This window comes from Bombilactobacillus sp. ESL1092 (genome assembly GCF_058107465.1).
Genome location: NZ_CM176594.1, coordinates 994004 through 1011884, shown reverse-complemented (window position 1 = coordinate 1011884; position 17881 = coordinate 994004). Strand labels below are relative to the sequence as shown.

The window sequence follows — 17881 nt, the reverse complement described above, 5'->3', positions numbered from 1 at the left end:
GTGGTTATAAATTGAAAGGAAGTAATCAGTTATGAATAATAATTTAACGAATCGTCGTGGCGATATGTTTGATATGTTCAACAATATGGATCGTTGGTTTAACAATATGACACCGAGTTTTACTAACTCTAATATGAAGACTGATGTTTCTGAATCAAGCCAAGCCTATGATGTTGCCATTGATTTACCCGATTTAGATAAGAAGGATATTAGCATTAATTACGACCGTGATATCTTGACCGTATCTGCAAAGCGTGATTCTTTCTCTGACGCCAGCAATGACCAAGGTCAGATGATCATGAATGAGCGCTCCTACGGTCGCTTTAGCCGCCAATATCGCTTACCTAATGTGGAGCGTAATCAGGTCAGTGCGCAATATACCAACGGTGTTTTACAAATTCATTTACCTAAAGCTCAACCAAATTCTAGTAACGATACCAAAATTGACATTCAATAATTAATACTTCACAACGTCCTCTGTAATTGTCGATAACAATTGCAGGGGATTTTTTTATAATCATTAGCACAACCAGCTTTAGACTTGATTGCTCGTTTTCAAAAATTTTTTTATGTTGCTTATCAAAAAGTGGTAAATTAATTAAGTATTAGTACTCTTGGGAGAATGAAATGAAAAAGAAAATTAATTTATTTCACTTAGTCATGCTGGCACTGGGATCATTAATTGGTTCCGGTTGGCTCTTTGGTTCGTGGGAAGCCGCCAAAATTGCCGGTCCGGCGGCCATTTTAGCTTGGGTAATCGGAGCAGTCATTATTGGCGCAATTGCTTATAATTATGTCGAATTAGGGACCATGTTTCCCGAATCTGGGGGCATGAGTAAATTCGCCCAATATAGTCATGGTTCCTTACTCGGCTTTATTGCTGCCTGGGCCAACTGGATCTCTTTAATTACTCTAATTCCGATTGAAGCAGTAGCGGCCGTGCAATATATGAGTTCGTGGCCGTGGTCTTGGGCTCAATTTACCCACCATTTATTAAATCATGGAGTAATTATCAATTCCGGCTTACTAGTCGTTTTTGTATTCATCATCGTGTTTACACTGATCAATTACTGGTCTATTGATTTATTAACGCGTTTTACCAGCTTCATTTCTATCTTTAAAGTCGTTGTTCCCCTATTAACTATCATTCTATTAACCATCAGTAGTTTTCATCCGGCTAATTACGGCCATAGTTGGCACACTTTTATGCCTTATGGTAGTGCGCCCATTTTTGCGGCCACTTCTGTTTCCGGGATTATTTTTTCCTTTGATGCTTTTCAAACCGTGATTAATATGGGTAACGAAATTACTAATCCGAAAAAAAACGTAGGCCGGGGCATTACCATCTCACTCAGTATCAGTGCTGTATTATACATTCTCTTACAGAGTACCTTTATTACCACATTAACACCCAAAATGTTAAGTCATGGCTGGCAAGGTTTGAATTTTAATTCACCCTTTGCGGATTTAGCCATCTTAATCGGACTTTCCTGGCTGTCAATTCTTTTATACTTAGATGCTTTTGTTTCGCCCTTTGGTACGGGAGTTTCGTTTGCTGCCTCCAGTTCGCGCGCTTTAGCGGCTATGGTCGACAGTGAACACTTGCCGACTTTCATTGGCAAAATGAATGCCAAATACCACACTCCGCGCACGGCCATGATTATTGATGCCGTTTTGAGCATGATCATGGTGAGTGTTTTTCGTTCCTGGTCCACGCTGGCAACGGTCATTTGCACTTCCACATTAATCGCCTATCTTACAGGACCAGTCACTGTCGTTTCCTTGCGTAAATTAGCCCCGCAGTTTCACCGTCCTGTCAAATTAAAACATTTATCCTGGTTAGCACCGCTTGCCTTTGTGCTAACTTCTTTAGCGATTTATTGGGGCATGTGGCCCACTACCATTGAAGTTATTTTAGTCATTTGCCTGGGTCTACCAATTTATTTTTACTATGAGGCCAAAAATCATTGGCAACAAACCAGCGCTAATCTCAAAGGTGCCGCCTGGTTGTTATGTTATTTACTATTTATGACACTTAGCTCTTTACTAGGTAGCCATGAATTTCACGGTTTGAATTGGATCAAATATCCTTGGGACTTTGGTGTCATTATTATCGGCAGTCTATTATTTTACTTCTGGGGTTTGAAAAGTGCTTGGCCATCCACCTTCTTAAAAAAAGCTCAAACGGCCAACCAAAAATCGCACTCTTAATCCTTGACTTCGTGTTACTCGAAGGTGCTACAGTCAATTTATCCTAGGAGGTTAGATCATGAAGCAAGTTCCAAATATTACGTTGAATAATGGTGTGCAAATGCCTCAAGAAGGTTTTGGCGTCTTCAAAATTGCTGATTTAAAGCAGTGCCAAACTGCCGTACAAACAGCTTTAGATACTGGTTATCGCTTAATTGATACCGCGCAAGCTTACTATAATGAAGAAGCTGTCGGTCAAGCAATTGCTGAGAGTTCCGTCAATCGGCAAGATATTTTCTTAACTACTAAAGTTTGGGTTTCAAATTACGGTTATCAACAAACTAAAGATTCTCTCCAAGAATCAATGCACAAACTCCAAACTGATTATTTAGATTTAGTGTTACTCCACCAACCATTTAATGACTACTATGGTGCTTATCGTGCTTTAGAAGAGTTATATCAAGCTGGGCAAATTCGGGCGATTGGTGTTTCCAACTTTTTACCTGATCGTTTTGTTGATTTAGCAGAATTTAATGATGTTCAACCAGCAGTGAATCAATTAGAAACGCACGTTTTCTATCAACAACGTACTGCCCAAAAATATTTAGATCAATACCAAACCCAACTGATGGCGTGGGGACCTTTGGCTCAAGGTCAAAATGATTTATTCCATAATCCCACCTTGGTCCAAATTGGACAACAGCATCACAAAACAGCGGCGCAAGTTGCTTTGCGCTACTTGATTCAATTAGGCATTGTCATTATCCCGAAGTCAATTCATCCTGACCGCATGCAACAAAATTTAGATTTATGGAATTTTGCATTAACACCTGAACAAATGCAGCAAATTCAAAAACTAGATGCGCCGAATGCGCCCAGAAAAGATCGGCGTGCTCCAGAAAATGTCAAGTTCTATAAAGACTACGATCAAAATAATCGACCTTCCTAATTAGCTCCGACAGCTGATTAACAAAGAATTACAAATCAAAAAAGACTGGTTCTAGTCATTGATCCTTAAAAACCACTAGCTACAATGCTAGTACGCAATTAACGTGGATCATTGTTCGGCTGATTGCTCCAGTCTTTTTTTGATATACATAGCGAACTAATATTTTATTCAGCAGTCATTTCATTAGTAATCAGGCGAATCTTACTTTGGCCCTGACCCGTAGTCTGAATACGAATTTGATTAGGAATTTGTTCCCGCAATAAATCGACATGACTGATAATTCCGATCAGCCGATCTTGACTTTCCAATTGTTCCAAGGCCGTGAGCGCCGTCGTTAAAGTAGCTTGGTCTAAAGACCCGAAACCTTCGTCAATAAACAGCGTTTCAATACTAATACCACCAGCCTGTTGCTGAATCACTTCCCCCAATGCTAAGGCTAAACTCAAAGCTGCTAAGAAACTTTCTCCTCCCGACAACGTATGAACACTCCGTACTTGGCCGACGTGATCATCATAAACATCAATTTCTAAACCGGTATTTTTCTGATAAACACCTTTTTGTTGGTGCAACAACATGTAATAACGCCCCGAACTTAACTGCTGTAAATGTTGATTCGCGACTTCCAAAATTTCGGCTAGTTGGGCCTGCAAAACAAAACGTTCTAAGCTTAACTTGACTTCATTGTTGCCCGACATTGTTGTCACTAATAAGGTTAATTGCTCTAGTTTTTGCTGAATGGCTTGCAACTTTTGCGCACTAGTTTGGATCTGTTGCAGGAGTTGTTCATTGAATAGAACTTGTTGCTGCAATTGGTCGCAAGATTGTGTTTGTTGCACTAATTGAGCTTGTAGCTGATCCAATTGTGCTTGCAGCTCCTGTAAATCAATCATTTCTTGTTGACCGACTAAATTTTGGTAAATATCAATTTGATTATTCACCTGCTGTAATTGTTGCTGATACTGTGTAAGTTGTGTTTGTAAAGTCGGCAATTGGTCCAGTTGCGATAATAATTGCTGCCATTGTTGTTGCGCATTCTGCGTAAAATGGTCCTGGAGGCGTTGCTGCCAATCAGCGGTTTGCTTGGTCAATTCCGCCGTTAATTGTTGGACTTGTTGGCTTAAAACTTGCGCTTGTGCTTGCGCGGTAACTAGTTGTTGCTTGGTCGTAGCTTGTTGGTGTTCTAGCAACGCTTTTTGATCATTAAATTGGTTAATTTGCTGTTCTAACTCTTCCATACGTTGCTCTAGTTCAGCCTCATGAGACCATTTGATCGTCAATTGCGCTTGTAAATTCTGCTGTTGACTCTGCAAAACTTGAAGTTTTGTAGTCTGCTCTTGTAATTGTTGCTGTGTAGCCTGTTTTTGAGCAAGTTCTGTTTGCCAAGCTTGGCGTAATTGTGGCAACTCTTGGGTTTGCTGTTGCCAGTGAGTCCAACTAGCGGTACGTTGTTTAATTAATTGTTGGTGCTGAGTAATTTGTTGCGTTAACTGCGACTGTAATTGCTCCAGCGTCACAGCTGAATCCCATGTCAGATTGATACTTTGCCATAATTTTTGTAATTGTTGCTGAGATTGTTGGTAATCTAACTGTTGGTTTTGTAATTGCTGCGTTTGCTCTTCTACAATAGTTTGCAAGCGAACTAACTGTTGTTGGTGTTGCTGTAATTGCGTATTCGTCGCTTGCCACTGCTGTAAACTAACAGTAGCTTGCGTAATCACCGGCGGTTTGGGATGCTTGCGACTACCACAAACAGGGCAGGGTTGGTTAGTTTGTAATTGTGCGGCCAAAGTTTGAATTTGTTGGTGTTGACGTTGGCGCTCTTGCTGTGCGGATTGTTGCTGCCAGTGGCGCACATTTTGTTGCTCTTGTTGCAATGCTTGTTGCTGAAGCTTTTGATCCGCCTGCAATTGTACTTGTTTTTGTTGCAATGTACTTAATCGTGCGACCTGAGTTTGCATGGTCTGCATGGTTTGCAATTTTTGCCGGTCTGTAGCGATTTGGCTGAGATCTTGTGGCGGACTTTGTAGTTGGGTTTGAACTTGCTCATACTGCGATTGTGTTTGTTCGACCACTAACTGTTGCTGCTGCAATTGTTCTTGCAAGGTTTGTACTCGGGGCTGCAATTGTTGAATTTGTTGCAGTGTTGCTTGCAACTTAGTCAAAATCGGCTGCTGCTGTTGTAAGAGTTCCAATTCCTGCTGCTGGCGGTCTTGTTGGGCTTGCTGTTGTTGTAATTTACTTAATTGTTGCGTTTGTTGTTGATAAATTTGCTGCTGTTGGCACACTTCTTGCTGGACTTGTTGTAATTGCTGTTGCGAAGATTGTTGACGGTCTTGTTGCTGGTGGATCATTTGTAATAAAGGCTGTTGCTGTTGCACCCACTGCAATTGCGTAATTGTTTGTTGCATTTGCGTAAATTTCGGTTGCTCTTGCCTTAATTTATGCTGCTCAGCCTTTTTTTGCTGCAACAATTGAATTTGCTGATTCAATGTTTGAGCATGTGTTAATAACTGCTGCTGTTGTTGTACTTGTTGCTGTAGCTTGGTTTGAGCGCTTTTTTGCTGTGCCAATTGTTGCTCGTCATGGTCTTGTTGTGTCGTTAACTGGGATATTTTACTATCTACATCACTAGTAGTTGGTTTGACCGCCCAGTGAACCTTCTCCAATAACAGCTTCAATTCTTGTTGCAAATTAGTCTGTGTTTTTTTATAATCTTTCAATTGTTCATTCAAGACTTGCGTCCATTTTTGATACAACTGTGTCCGAAAAATTTTGCGTAAAACTGTTTCTTTATCATTACTAGAAGCCATTAAAAAGCGTTGAAAGTCTCCTTGTGGCAATAACACAATCTGCACAAATTGTTGGCGGGACAGCTGTAAAACATCGAGTAATTTTAAATTAATATCTTTGATTTTGGTCAATTCCGCGATTTGTTGGCCCTGTTCAAGAATTGCTAACCGCCCGGTGCTTTCGTAAACTTTTTGTCCCGCCCCGCGCTTTTTGGGTAGAACCTGCTTAGGACAGCGAGTAATTTGATACTCACGTTGTTGATGTACAAAGTTCAACTGCACTTGGGTGGGTTCACTGGCGGATGCAAAATCCGAACGAAAACTCTCCGGTGTCCGCGCATCGGTAGTTGTTGCTCCATATAAAGCAAAAGTCAAAGCTTCAAAAATAGTGGTTTTACCACTCCCCGTCGGACCGGTAATTAAAAACAAGCCCGAATGTGCAAAGGTCGTAAAATCCACCGTTTCGTGGACATAAGGTCCAAAATTTTGCATTACTAATTTTAATGGCCGCAAAGCTTACACCTCTTTTTGAGCCGTTTTTAAAGCTGCAGTGGCCCACTTTAATTGCTCAGTTGTTAAAGTTCTTTGTGTGGTTTGTTGATAAAACTTGGTTAATAATTGCATCGGATCTTGATGTAAATCCGGCCGCTTTTTTAAGGTCGTCTGCGGTAGTTGAATGGCTGTTGCCCGTTGCACGCTCAAAATTTTCGGATAAATTTTTCGTAAACGAGATAATACATTGGGAATGATTTGCTGATCAGTTAAGATAAAACCAAAATAATCATCTAAATTTAACTGCTGATAATAAGTTGGCGTGATTAAAGTTTGAAAATCCTGCGTTAGTTGGTGGACATCATGCAAGGGGTTTAAGGGCATAAAGGTTAAGTGAAAAGGTTCGGTATCCACTAGCCAAATTCCCTTAGTTTGCTGGGCTTCGGACAATGAAAATTTAATCGGCGAACCACTATAACGAGCATTCGGCAATCTTAAAGCATCCTTACCATGTAAGTGCCCTAAGGCAACATAATCAAAATCAGCTAACAAATTTCCTGGTACCGCGGCCAAGCCTCCAATTTTTAATGGCGTTTCGGAATTGGTTTGTAAACTCCCTGCCACAAAAAAATGTGCCACTAAAATATGCTTTTTTTGCGGATGAAACAACTGCTTAATTTTTTGCAACACTGGCACAATCGCTTGCTGTAAGGTCTTAATCTGAGCGTTCGCAAAATATTGGCGGACGGCGAACGGTTCAAAATACGGCAATAAAAAAATCTGCGTATCCGCTAATTCAATCGGTTCAAACGCCTGTGCCAATTGGGTCGCCAAATACAAATTAGTATTTTGGTACCATGAACTACCGGTTGCTAGCCGCGTAGCACTGTCGTGGTTGCCCGCAATCGCATAAATCGGCAAATGATCAACTAAATTAAGTTGCTTTAATTGCTGATTAAAGAGCGCTACTGCTTGTTCAGATGGTAAAGTTCGATCATATAAATCGCCTGCAATAATTATTCCATCAACATGTTGTTGCAAAGCAATTTGTTCAATTTGCTGAAAAGCAAACTCTTGCTCCGCTTGTAAACTAAAGCCGTGTAATTTTCGTCCTAAATGCCAATCGGCCGTGTGTAAAAAACGCATATTTTAACCTCTTTTAATTCATTGTACACTGAAATTTATGTACAACAAAAAAAGTTCGGTTCCATTAACTAGCGCCATTAATTTACAATAGGACTGTTTTGAAAATTCCCTTAGCAAGCTTTTTTACGTAAAGGATAATTGAAAATCCTGACTATTAAAAAGTCGATGATTAAAAATTCGATTACTAATTAATCCCAGGACAATGGGTAAGAACAGAAATAAACTTAAAACAATAATCCAGTTAGAACTGGTAGCGCCCATTGTTTCTAAGGCCGTAGCTGGACCAATCAAACCAGAAAAACCAAATCCTGCACTTTGTGTCGTTCCAGTCACTTTAAAGATGGCGCCTACAGCTCCTAGGAGACCAGAATTAATCAATACCGGAATTAATAACTTCGGCTTGGCCATTAAGTTAGGCATCTGCATTTTGGGTGAACCTAAAAAATGGGCCAACGACGTGCCAATGGAATTAACCTGCCAGCCATAAATTGCTAAGGCAAAACTAGCCGCCGTAATCCCCAAATTAGCGCAACCAGCAGCTACACCACTAATTCCAATGGCCGAAGCGATTCCCACTGAAGAAATGGGGGACAAAATCAATAAAGCAAAAGTCATTCCCACTAAAGTTCCCATTACAATTGGTTGAAAAGCCATTAATTGTTTAACCCCGAAGCCAATGAAGGCCGTTACTTGTTGGACGTAAGGCAACGTCACTAAGCCAATTCCTCCAGCAATGACAATGACGATTAAAGGGACCAATAAAATGGTATAAGCTTTTAATTTTTGGCCTAAATATAAGATCACCGCCTCAGCAAGCATAATCGTTATCGCTATATTAATCACATCACCACTACCTTGGACCACTAACTGTTGATGACTTAATTTTACATTTCCGGCGCCACACATAGCCGCAATAGCGACGGCACCAGTTTGAATGGGTGTTAATTTTGCAGTCATCCCCACACAAATTCCGCCCATCACTGGTAATAAGCTGGTCGCAACTCCCGTTAAAAAATTTAAAATTTGAATTTGTGGCCAAATGGGCGTTAGCCACTTCACCAATAAACTGACTAAAACTCCGGGTACCAAAGCTAATACAATTCCCGTCGATAAACCGTTAATTGTTTCCCAACAAATTTTTTTAACATTTGCCATTTTGATTCCTCCATCGCACTAAAAAAGCCTACAGGTTTGACCATGCAGGCTTTTGACTTCTTACTCCAGCACTACACAGTTCAAAAGATGATGTTTTGATCTGTGTAGTCGTATAACAAAGAATACTGGTACTCAGATCAACGATCGAAAGTACCGGTAAAAATGAATATTCAACTGTCGGTTAATACTTAAACGCATCATGTTCACCTCAAATTGAATTTTAATTAAATATACTTAATTTTTGATTAAAAATCAAGAACTTTTTTTAATTTTATATTGCTTGCTTTCCGCAGATAACCTCTTTAAAGTAATGATTATTAATTATATGAAGGAGAAACTTTATGAGTTATTTATACTTGCTCATTGCCGTCATTGGTGAAATCATCGGTACTTCACTACTGAAAGCCTCAAATGGTTTTACCCAATTATTTCCTACTGGTGGGGCCTTAATCTCTTACGGAATTTGTTTTTACTGTCTGTCATTATCATTACGCAGTATCAACCTAAGTATTGCTTATGCGTTATGGTCAGGCGTGGGGATTATTGCCACCACCATCATTGGCGTCTTATTATGGCATGAAAAATTAAATTGGATGAGTGTTTTAGGTTTACTGTTGATCCTCATGGGCGTCATCTTAGTTAATTTATTCAATCACCATTGACCTAACTTTCTAGTAAATTTTTTCTTGGACAACTATGGTTGTTCTCAAACGTTTCACGTGAAACGTTTTCTCAGTAATAGACTCAAAAAGTCCCAATTACCAGCCATTCAACCGTAATTGGGACTTGCTTTTTTAAGCTTGTTTTTGATCAAATTTACATTGATGCAGTAGTACTTGATAGGACTGTTCTTGCATTTTGGAAATAGTTTTTTTATCCCACGCGTAAAAGCCTTGCTTAGATTTAACGCCTAGTTGGTCCGTCATAACTTTATTTTGCAAAACCCAGTCCGTCTGTTTAGCATTGGACAAATTAGAATAAAGATAACTGCTCAAACGCTCAAGCACATCTAAACCAATTACATCAGCTTGTGTTAGTGGACCCGCAGTTTGCCAATAACGGGCTAAACCATATTTAAAGATCGTATCAATCGTTTGGGCATCCACTACACCGTGATCAATCAACGAAGTAGCCTCTCTCAGCACCGCCATTTCTAAGCGTTCACTAATAAAGCCTGCCCCCTCAGCAGTTAAATGCACCGGTTTTTTATTTAACGAAATAAACCAATCCATTAAGTGTTCAACGACCGCTTGAGCGGTCAATTGACCAGACATGATTTCTACTAGCGGGATTAAATAAACTGGATAGCCAAAACATAGCCCCACAAAACGTTTAGGATATTGTAATTGCTTTTGAATATCCGTCGGACACAAGTAAGTATTACAGTCAGCCAAGATGGCGTTTTGACTGACCAAGGGTTCAACTTCCTGCCAAAAATGCTGTTCCGCGAGCATCGTCATATGGTTGGTAACAAATACAATATCTGCATCTTGAAAAGCGGTGGCAGCTTGAATTACTAGATGAATATCATTCCAAACTTCTGTCAAAGTTGTTTGTAATAATTTTTGTTGCACCAAATCCGTTAATTGTTGTTGAATCTTTTGGTGGCATGTATCTAAATCAGCTTGCGGTACGATTAAATTAACCTGGTAACCGGACCCAGCCAATTGAATTGCTAAAGAACAACCCAATTTGTTGGAACCAACGATACAGCAGTTGTTTATTAGATTTGACTTCATCAATTAGCCTCCTAATTAATTAAACGTCAAATAATCAATTTAACCCATATCTTCCCCTAGCTTCATCATAGTCTGGTTCGATAACGATTACAAGCGTAACTTGGTGTGAACTTTCTGAAGCCGAGTGGAGAGTAACCTTACGAACCTTCAGCTGTTCAAACAAGACGAGACAAAAAAATGTTCGTATCAAATGATACGAACATCACACTGCTCTAGGGGTCAGCAGTTTATATTTTTTCTGAGTGCTTTTAGTTCTAAATTGTTACTATCAATGAAAAATTTCAGCTTACTTTTCCACTGCTTGTAAATCTTGATTACAATCTAGTTCTGATTTACCAGCAAGATGCTTTCGTTGTAAGAAATCCATACTTAAATATAACAAAGCCAAACTGATCACGATAATTGATACTAAGACAATCACTGCTTGCACAAAGGTATTGTAACCTAATCCCGAAGTCAAAGCTTCCCGAAAACCATTAATTGAATAAGTCATTGGCAAGTAAGGATGAATCACATTATAAAAATGACTCGTAATCGGCATAGGGAAAGTTCCACCAGAACCACCTAATTGAAGCATCAACAAGACCATTGCCAAAAAGCGTCCTGGATTATCTAATAACATCGCCAAAAACATAATTAGGAACATCGACGTCAGCGAGAATAAAATGGCAATCGTAAAGTACTCGCCTAAATTATCTGGTTGCAGTCCACCGACTAACATCAAGCCCGCATTTAACACGCCCATTGCGACAGCAATCACTGCTCCCACACTAATTTTGCTTAAGAACCATTGCCAAGAAGGTTTTCCTGTCTCAGAAACACGACGAATCGGATAAATAAAGTTAAAGACGATAGAACCAACATATAATGCCACTGACAATACATACGGTGCTAGCGCATGACCATAATTAGATACGCGGCTGTAATGATGCTGTTTAACCTTAGTCGGCGCAGCCATCATCTGGGCATTTTTAGTAGTTGGTTTAATTTGACTTAACGTCTGTGAACCTTGATTCAAGGCTTGGCCTAATTGACCACTACCACTGAGTAATTGTTGCGCACCCGCTGTTAACGGCTCACCACTGGATGCCAGTTGGCCGGTGGCACTAGCCAGCTGTTGCACACCTGAACCCAATTGCTGACTACCAGCATCTAATTGATCAATCCCGTTAGTTAATGTCGGTACAGATTGATTAAGTTGTGACAAACCACTAGCTAATTGATTAGCACCCGAAGTTAAACCTGCTTGTGTACCCGTACCATTTAAAGCACTTTGAATACCTTGCACACCCGAGTTCAATTGGTTGATTGCCTGGCTGGCACCTGGTAAGGCTAAGTTAGAAGCTTGCGCTAATTGTTGGACACTACCTTGTAGTTGACCTAATTGACCTTGAATTTGTTGTAATTGCGGTTGTGCTTGTTGCACTGCTTGTAAGTTAGCTCCAATGCCTTGTGTAGCGGCACTGGCTGCTTGCAAATTACCAGCTACACTTTGTAAAGCTGGTTGCAAGTCACTGGAAGCACTACTATCAGTTCCTTGAGCTAAACCAGATTGTACCGCTTGACTAACAATAACTTGTTGATCAGCCGTCAATGGCGTTCCTTGATTAGCTAATTCTTGATTGATTTGGCCAATAATTGCTTGGGAACTGGTTGCCACATCAACTCCACTACCGGCATTTGTATTCAAACTGGCCAACGTTTGACTAGCTTGTTGTAAATTACTACCAATCGTTTGCGTTTGGCTACCAATTCCTGCTAGATTATTTTGAAAATTACCTAAGGCACCAGTATTTGTTTGTTGTAAGGTTTGATTTAATTGTTGCAAACCAGAATTGATTTGAGGTAAAGCCGCAACAACTTGTTGTAACTGTGCTTGTTGGCTACCAGAAGCGCTCGCGCTCACAGCATTTTGTAATTGGGCCAAGCCGGAACTTAATTGATTAGCACCATTACTTAATTGGCTGACACTGCTTGCTAAAGGTTGCACTTGTTGTTTTAATTGCGCAATCCCGTTCGTTAATGGCGCAACATTTAAACTCAAAGTTTGCACACCGTCATTAACCTGGGATACTGCCGCCGTATATTGATTCAAACCATCACTCAATGTGACCGTACCAACGTTGAGTTGACTAGCACCACTCGCTGCCTGTTGCATGCCATGGGTAATCACATTTAAACCAGCAAACATGGCCTGCGCATAAGCTTGAGTGACCGCAGATCGAACTTGCGAATTTAACTTAGTAACTCCCATCTGACTAATCACACTGCCAATATAATTCAAGGAATCATTAGTTTGGTATTGTAACTTCATTTTCTTAGGATGTTTGTCTAAAGCAGTTGCCGCATTTTTAGAAAAATCCTTCGGAATCGTCACCACTGTAAAATATTTTTGATCTTTCAGACCCTTTTTTGCTTGTTTAGCGGAGACAAAGCGCCAGCCTAACTGGTGATTTTTTTTCAATTTTTTAACCGTTTGCTGTCCTACCGCTAACTTTTTCCCCTCATAGTGCACTGGCTTATCTTCGTTAACCACGGCGACAGGAAGATGTTGCGTTTCACCATACGGATCCCAAACTGAACGCAAGAAGAAAATGGAATACAAAAAGGGAATTAATGCAATGGCAATCAATGAAATCCAAATCATATGATGTTTGCCAATAAATTTCCATTCTTTTTTAATCATAAATAACAAACTACTCCTTATTAATTTCTCTTAGTTATTCAATAATTTCATTGAGCTGCAAAGCCAGTAGTTCTTGAAATGACTGTTGGCGTTGCTTTTGCTCAGATGGTAAGAAGCCCATCATTTCAATAGCGGTAAAGCCGAGTACCGCACTAATAAAAGTTTGGACAAAATTTTTCGCATGCATATGCTTCAAATGCACCCCCGTGACCAATTTATCCAAGATTTGCCAATTACGGGCTGTCTTTTGATAAAACAGGCTATCATGATTAAAGCGATGGACTTCATAAACTAGTTCCACCAGTTTACCCTGACTTTCAAAATAATGATGGGCCACTTCCCCATACTTTTGAAACGCCGCTTTGCCGGACAGACCAAGCAAATTATCCATAAATAATTGATACAAATTGTCCATAAAGTCCGCACCAATCTGATTGATTAAATCTTGCAGATTTTTAAAGTAATTGTACAAAGTTTGCGAACGAATATCCAATTTTTGGGCGATGAGTGGAAATGATAGCGAACGAATGCCATCATCAAAAACGATTTGCTGCGCAACTTGAACAATCTGCTCCTTAGTTACACGTCGATTAACCATTTTCCATCTCCTTATATTTGTAAAAACAATATTACAATGTGTAATTTTAATATAAATTTTTTCGGCTTTCAAGCACAAAATCTTCAAACTTTCAAAATAGTTCTACCAAACAAAAAGTTCTATAATAATGAACATTGGAGGTTCTCTTATGATTCTAGAACGTAATAATTTTTTAAGTATTGACCAAATTGAAATGCAGATTAGTTCCGTCCTCATGAAAGATCAAGACATTGATCTCACTCAACTAATTAACCTATATATGTTACGCCGTTCTGCCATTAAAGAGATCGGCACGAAGTTAGAAAACTTAGATGATGAGTATTCCATCACGCACCATCACAATCCGATTAATCTCATTGAAGAGCGAATCAAAAGTCCCGCCAGTTTATTTGATAAACTAGAACGCAAACAGCTCCCTTATTCAATTGAAAGTATCAATAAAAACATGCTCGATATTGCTGGCATTCGCGTTATTACCAATTATCTGGATGATATCTTGCGCGTTAAAGAAGCCTTAATTAATCAAGACGACGTCAAATTAATCAAAAGTAAAGATTACTTAAATCACCCTAAACCTAACGGTTACCGTGGGTTGCACTTAGTTGTTAGTGTCCCGGTCTTTTTAGCCAATCAAACGCACAAAGATATTCCCGTGGAAGTGCAATTACGCACTAGCGGCATGAACATGTGGGCTAGCCTCGAACATAAATTACATTATAAAAACCTCACTAGTACCGCTAAAGCTGATACCTATACTGATAAGCTCGGCGAATACTCCCAGCGGATCAACGATATTGAAGTCGGAATGCAACAAATTGCTAAAGATTTAGATAAATAGTTCCTACCATATATTTTTATCATGATCATTAATCATAAGGTTATCATCAGCCGAATTTATGAAAGTTATGTGACTATGCAAATTGCTTGAAGCCAAGTCTACTGGCCTGAAAATGTTCCTGATGAAATCGTTGAAGGTCATTTTTTCCATTTAGCCATGGAATTTTACGGTGGTTTAAAATATATCGAACAATTAAATGACAAGTAATAATTAATCTCCATCAGCAAAAGAGCGTTGTTCAACTTCCAAGCAGAAGTTGGACAACGCTCTTTGAATATTCCAATTATTTATCGGCGCCTTGATTAATTACCGAAAACATTGCCTGACGAGCTTGATTAATTTGTTCAGCCGTAATTTCGATCTCAGTCGAGACAATATACTTAATCACAGAAATAGCATTAATACTAACCAACGACGACTGTAATGAATCCGGCGACCATTGATACTTTTGATGTAATAATTCTTTAAAAGATTGCGCCAATTGACTCTCAAAATCTTGATGTTGTGAATAAAATTTACTATTAAATAGTGCTTGAATCAACTCACGATGTTCAAAAAAATAATGAATGTGCTCAGCACTTTGGTTTGTGATCGCGTTGTCTAACACGTCCTTAGAATCTACAATAAATCTCTGACTTAATTTTTCTACTAAATCTTCTTTATCTTCAAAATAGTTATAAAACGTATTGCGATTAATCATTGCTTTTTGGGCTAATTGATTAATCGTTAATTTGTGATAGCCGTTTTTATTAACCAATTCTATAAAGGCCTCTACAATAGCTTTTATTGTCTTTTTTTTACGTAAATCCATATTTTCTCCTCAAATAGTGAGCACTTTGCTTAAAAATGTCGCAAAACGAACACTTTCAGAAAAATTAACTAATGATTTTTAATATTAATGTGGCTAAAATGGAACAATCACACAAGCAAAGGAGTTTTCACAAGTATGAAATTTTTCAATTTCTTAAAAGCTAAAGGCTTTTGGATTGCGATAATTGCTGCCACCTTAATGGTAACCTTTTTAGGTGGTATTCAAATCGGTGTCCGCAATAACGTAGCTGTTAAAAAATTACCCGTGGCAGTGGTTGATCTGGACAAAGGTCCCCAGTCCCAGAAAATAGCTGATAAATTACATGATGCTGGCACCAAAAAAGATGCCAAAATCAAATTTATTAAAAAAGATTCTGTTTCAACTGCCAAAAAGGCAATTAACGAACACAAGGCTTACGGAATTATTGTTTTCCCAAAGAATTTCTCACAAAAACAAAAACAAATTGGCACTTACGTACAGCAAGTGGCTATCGCCAGTATGACCAACAAGCCCGAGCCAGCTGCGCCACAGCCGATTAAAGTTAAAATCATTATTAGCCAAGGTTCGAACGTCTCAGCCAGTTCTGCTTTAACTACCGGCCTCCCGGTCTTAATTAATAAATTAAACGCAGGAATGAGTAAACAAATCAACCTACAACTTGCTCAAAAATCCGTTAAATTGTCACCACAAGCCTACTCCGCACTTAATAATTTAATGGTGCCCCAAGTTAAGAATATCAATAAAGTACCTGATAAATCAATGAGCGGCATGATGCCAATGATGACCACGGTCTTTATCTGGATTGGAGCCATGATGGGTAACATGATGCTATGGCGCTATTTGAAAGCCCAAACCAAGACCAAGCGTTTAACCACTAGATTAGTAGGACAGCAAGCTGTCTCTGGTATTTTATTAGCTGCTATTGTTACACTAGTAATTTACGGAATTAGCAGTGCCTTCTCCGTACCAATTCCAAATACTGGATCTTATCTCGGAATACTCTTTACCTCAGTCTTAGTCTTCTTCTATTTACTCAGTGCCCTCTTTGATTGGTTGGGGATGGGCGGTCAATTAATCGCAATGGCCGTTTGGATGTTATCAATGGCTGTTGCTGCTTATCCTAAGGAAGCCTTAACCGCATTCCAAAGAGACTTTATCTTTAGTTGGACCCCAATTAAATTCCCAATGGAAGCTTTAACCAATATTTTCTATCTACCTAATGGTAGCACAACTGGTAGTATGATGAGCATCATGGCCGTGATTGGTATTATCTGCTTAATTGTAATGTTCTTAGCTAGTCTAGGACAAAAAGATAAGACCGTCACTGCTTAGAATTAGCTATTTTCAGTCAGTAAAAAGAGTAGAACAAAAGTGAGCAACTTTTTGTTCTGCTCTTTTTTTGTATATAAATATGAGTTTAATAATGAAAATAACCACTAAAATTAAAGCAAAAGTACCTACTCTAGATAACCTGTAACAAACAATAATGGAACCCAGCTAGGCATCTGTAAATAAAACCAGGATGTTGGGACAATAACATTAATTAATTTCTTTCATTACAATGGCAATTTTTAATTAGGTTTGCCAGCAATTACTTTTTTAAGTATACCAGCCGTTTTTAGGACAATTTTCTCCAAAAGAAAAAGATTGAATGTAAAAGCTTAAACAGCAAACTTCACTTCAATCTCTATTATTTCCAAAAATTAAAATTTCTACCGTCCGGTAAACGAACTAAACGTAATATGATAATACTTCCGAAAGCCCCAGCGAGCTGCATAAGCTACGATGGCAATTACTATTTCAGCCCAAGCTGGTAAAATCGGATTGAGGACTGGTGGGACAAGCACCGTTAACATCCAGACAAAGAACATGATCAACAAACCAATAATGATAATCAAAATGGTTTTCCAGAAAGGTTCGCGTTTGTGATCCTCTGCTAACATGCGTTTATTCAACCAACCGAATAAAACGCCCCAAACAATCGCAATCACTAAAATAGATAAAATTCCACTTTGGTTTTGCCGACTAGGATGCTTAATGAATAAGCTCATCACTCCATACATAATGGCAAAAATCGCTACAAATAACAAGGAATTATCCACCGCCATTTGCCAAGTCGGTGTATTGGAAGCTGTAGCCTTCGGCGCCTTTTTATGAATCAACGAATCGATTTTCGTCGTTACGGAACCATAAAGTTGGCGCGCCGGAATCCCCTTAATTTGATTATCAAGGACTTCTTGTAGCAAACCATCAACCAATGTTTGGGCTTGTTGTGGCGTTTTTCCTTGCTGTGTCAGCCCTTTTTGCAACCGAAATAAGTAATCTTCATTTTTATTACTTAGTTTTTGACGTAATTGTTCGGGCGTGGCATCTTTAATTTGCTCTTCAACTTCTAATTGATGTTCTCGTTTTTGAGTACGTTGCTGCTGTTGTTCTTGTTGGTGTTGTTGTGCTTGTTTATTTTTATCTCTGGGATCCATAGCTACTC

The 17881-nt window shown here is 39.1% G+C and carries 14 protein-coding genes; 6 read left to right on the top strand and 8 right to left on the bottom strand.

Annotation, left to right across the window (positions count from 1 at the left end):
* Window positions 1-31: 31 nt before the first annotated feature.
* The 3 genes from AC3B6Y_RS04635 (at window position 32) to AC3B6Y_RS04625 (ending at window position 3139) form a co-directional block, all read left to right on the top strand.
* On the top strand, window positions 32-457 hold the full coding sequence (locus AC3B6Y_RS04635) for an Hsp20/alpha crystallin family protein (RefSeq protein WP_489756964.1): 426 nt from the start codon (window positions 32-34) through the stop codon (window positions 455-457).
* Between the two features lie 203 nt (window positions 458-660).
* Complete coding sequence (locus tag AC3B6Y_RS04630) at window positions 661-2211, top strand: APC family permease (protein ID WP_489791507.1); 1551 nt, start codon at window positions 661-663, stop codon at window positions 2209-2211.
* A gap of 58 nt (window positions 2212-2269) precedes the next feature.
* The gene (locus AC3B6Y_RS04625; RefSeq protein ID WP_489756963.1) at window positions 2270-3139 is read left to right on the top strand and encodes an aldo/keto reductase; all 870 of its coding nucleotides are present in this window, start codon (window positions 2270-2272) and stop codon (window positions 3137-3139) included.
* Window positions 3140-3303: 164 nt separating this feature from the next.
* On the opposite strand, the gene AC3B6Y_RS04620 is transcribed toward AC3B6Y_RS04625, so the two are convergent.
* The 3 genes from AC3B6Y_RS04620 to AC3B6Y_RS04610 form a co-directional block, all read right to left on the bottom strand.
* The gene (locus AC3B6Y_RS04620) at window positions 3304-6441 is read right to left on the bottom strand and encodes an AAA family ATPase (RefSeq protein WP_489774675.1); all 3138 of its coding nucleotides are present in this window, start codon (window positions 6439-6441) and stop codon (window positions 3304-3306) included.
* A 3-nt stretch (window positions 6442-6444) separates the two neighbouring features.
* Window positions 6445-7566 carry an exonuclease SbcCD subunit D gene (locus AC3B6Y_RS04615; protein ID WP_489756961.1) on the bottom strand — a complete coding sequence of 374 codons (1122 nt, stop codon included), beginning with the start codon at window positions 7564-7566 and terminating at the stop codon, window positions 6445-6447.
* Between the two features lie 123 nt (window positions 7567-7689).
* Window positions 7690-8721, bottom strand: coding sequence for a PTS sugar transporter subunit IIC (locus tag AC3B6Y_RS04610; RefSeq protein WP_489774674.1), 1032 nt, complete (start codon window positions 8719-8721; stop codon window positions 7690-7692).
* A gap of 341 nt (window positions 8722-9062) precedes the next feature.
* Here AC3B6Y_RS04610 and AC3B6Y_RS04605 point away from each other — a divergent pair, with 341 nt between their 5' ends.
* Entirely contained in the window at window positions 9063-9383 is a 321-nt protein-coding gene (locus AC3B6Y_RS04605) for a DMT family transporter (protein WP_489756959.1), read from the top strand.
* Between the two features lie 132 nt (window positions 9384-9515).
* On the opposite strand, the gene AC3B6Y_RS04600 is transcribed toward AC3B6Y_RS04605, so the two are convergent.
* From AC3B6Y_RS04600 to AC3B6Y_RS04590, 3 genes are all read right to left on the bottom strand, one after another.
* The gene (locus AC3B6Y_RS04600; RefSeq protein ID WP_489790518.1) at window positions 9516-10460 is read right to left on the bottom strand and encodes a 3-hydroxyacyl-CoA dehydrogenase NAD-binding domain-containing protein; all 945 of its coding nucleotides are present in this window, start codon (window positions 10458-10460) and stop codon (window positions 9516-9518) included.
* 286 nt (window positions 10461-10746) lie between these two features.
* Window positions 10747-13146, bottom strand: a complete 2400-nt coding sequence (locus tag AC3B6Y_RS04595; RefSeq protein ID WP_489790516.1) for a YhgE/Pip family protein — start codon at window positions 13144-13146, stop codon at window positions 10747-10749.
* Window positions 13147-13180: 34 nt separating this feature from the next.
* A complete protein-coding gene (locus AC3B6Y_RS04590; protein WP_489790514.1) occupies window positions 13181-13744 on the bottom strand; it encodes a TetR/AcrR family transcriptional regulator in 564 nt (187 codons plus the stop codon).
* A gap of 148 nt (window positions 13745-13892) precedes the next feature.
* Between AC3B6Y_RS04590 and AC3B6Y_RS04585 the strand changes: the two genes are divergently transcribed.
* Window positions 13893-14582, top strand: a complete 690-nt coding sequence (locus AC3B6Y_RS04585; protein ID WP_489790107.1) for a GTP pyrophosphokinase — start codon at window positions 13893-13895, stop codon at window positions 14580-14582.
* A 283-nt stretch (window positions 14583-14865) separates the two neighbouring features.
* On the opposite strand, the gene AC3B6Y_RS04580 is transcribed toward AC3B6Y_RS04585, so the two are convergent.
* Window positions 14866-15393, bottom strand: coding sequence for a TetR/AcrR family transcriptional regulator (locus tag AC3B6Y_RS04580; protein WP_489774671.1), 528 nt, complete (start codon window positions 15391-15393; stop codon window positions 14866-14868).
* Window positions 15394-15528: 135 nt separating this feature from the next.
* Between AC3B6Y_RS04580 and AC3B6Y_RS04575 the strand changes: the two genes are divergently transcribed.
* The gene (locus tag AC3B6Y_RS04575; protein WP_489790108.1) at window positions 15529-16725 is read left to right on the top strand and encodes a YhgE/Pip domain-containing protein; all 1197 of its coding nucleotides are present in this window, start codon (window positions 15529-15531) and stop codon (window positions 16723-16725) included.
* 380 nt (window positions 16726-17105) lie between these two features.
* Here AC3B6Y_RS04575 and AC3B6Y_RS04570 read toward each other — a convergent pair whose 3' ends face one another.
* A complete protein-coding gene (locus AC3B6Y_RS04570; RefSeq protein ID WP_489790109.1) occupies window positions 17106-17873 on the bottom strand; it encodes a DUF1129 family protein in 768 nt (255 codons plus the stop codon).
* Between the last annotated feature and the right edge of the window lie 8 nt (window positions 17874-17881).

What these genes read in the sequence shown, in the direction of transcription:
- AC3B6Y_RS04625 (WP_489756963.1), top strand. Translation starts at nt 2,270, where the DNA reads ATGAAGCAAGTTCCAAATATTACGTTGAATAATGGTGTGCAAATGCCT.
- AC3B6Y_RS04575 (WP_489790108.1), top strand. Translation starts at nt 15,529, where the DNA reads ATGAAATTTTTCAATTTCTTAAAAGCTAAAGGCTTTTGGATTGCGATA.
- AC3B6Y_RS04590 (WP_489790514.1), bottom strand. Translation starts at nt 13,744, where the DNA reads ATGGTTAATCGACGTGTAACTAAGGAGCAGATTGTTCAAGTTGCGCAG.
- AC3B6Y_RS04600 (WP_489790518.1), bottom strand. Translation starts at nt 10,460, where the DNA reads ATGAAGTCAAATCTAATAAACAACTGCTGTATCGTTGGTTCCAACAAA.
- AC3B6Y_RS04605 (WP_489756959.1), top strand. Translation starts at nt 9,063, where the DNA reads ATGAGTTATTTATACTTGCTCATTGCCGTCATTGGTGAAATCATCGGT.
- AC3B6Y_RS04635 (WP_489756964.1), top strand. Translation starts at nt 32, where the DNA reads ATGAATAATAATTTAACGAATCGTCGTGGCGATATGTTTGATATGTTC.
- AC3B6Y_RS04615 (WP_489756961.1), bottom strand. Translation starts at nt 7,566, where the DNA reads ATGCGTTTTTTACACACGGCCGATTGGCATTTAGGACGAAAATTACAC.
- AC3B6Y_RS04585 (WP_489790107.1), top strand. Translation starts at nt 13,893, where the DNA reads ATGATTCTAGAACGTAATAATTTTTTAAGTATTGACCAAATTGAAATG.
- AC3B6Y_RS04570 (WP_489790109.1), bottom strand. Translation starts at nt 17,873, where the DNA reads ATGGATCCCAGAGATAAAAATAAACAAGCACAACAACACCAACAAGAA.
- AC3B6Y_RS04630 (WP_489791507.1), top strand. Translation starts at nt 661, where the DNA reads ATGCTGGCACTGGGATCATTAATTGGTTCCGGTTGGCTCTTTGGTTCG.
- AC3B6Y_RS04580 (WP_489774671.1), bottom strand. Translation starts at nt 15,393, where the DNA reads ATGGATTTACGTAAAAAAAAGACAATAAAAGCTATTGTAGAGGCCTTT.
- AC3B6Y_RS04610 (WP_489774674.1), bottom strand. Translation starts at nt 8,721, where the DNA reads ATGGCAAATGTTAAAAAAATTTGTTGGGAAACAATTAACGGTTTATCG.
- AC3B6Y_RS04595 (WP_489790516.1), bottom strand. Translation starts at nt 13,146, where the DNA reads ATGATTAAAAAAGAATGGAAATTTATTGGCAAACATCATATGATTTGG.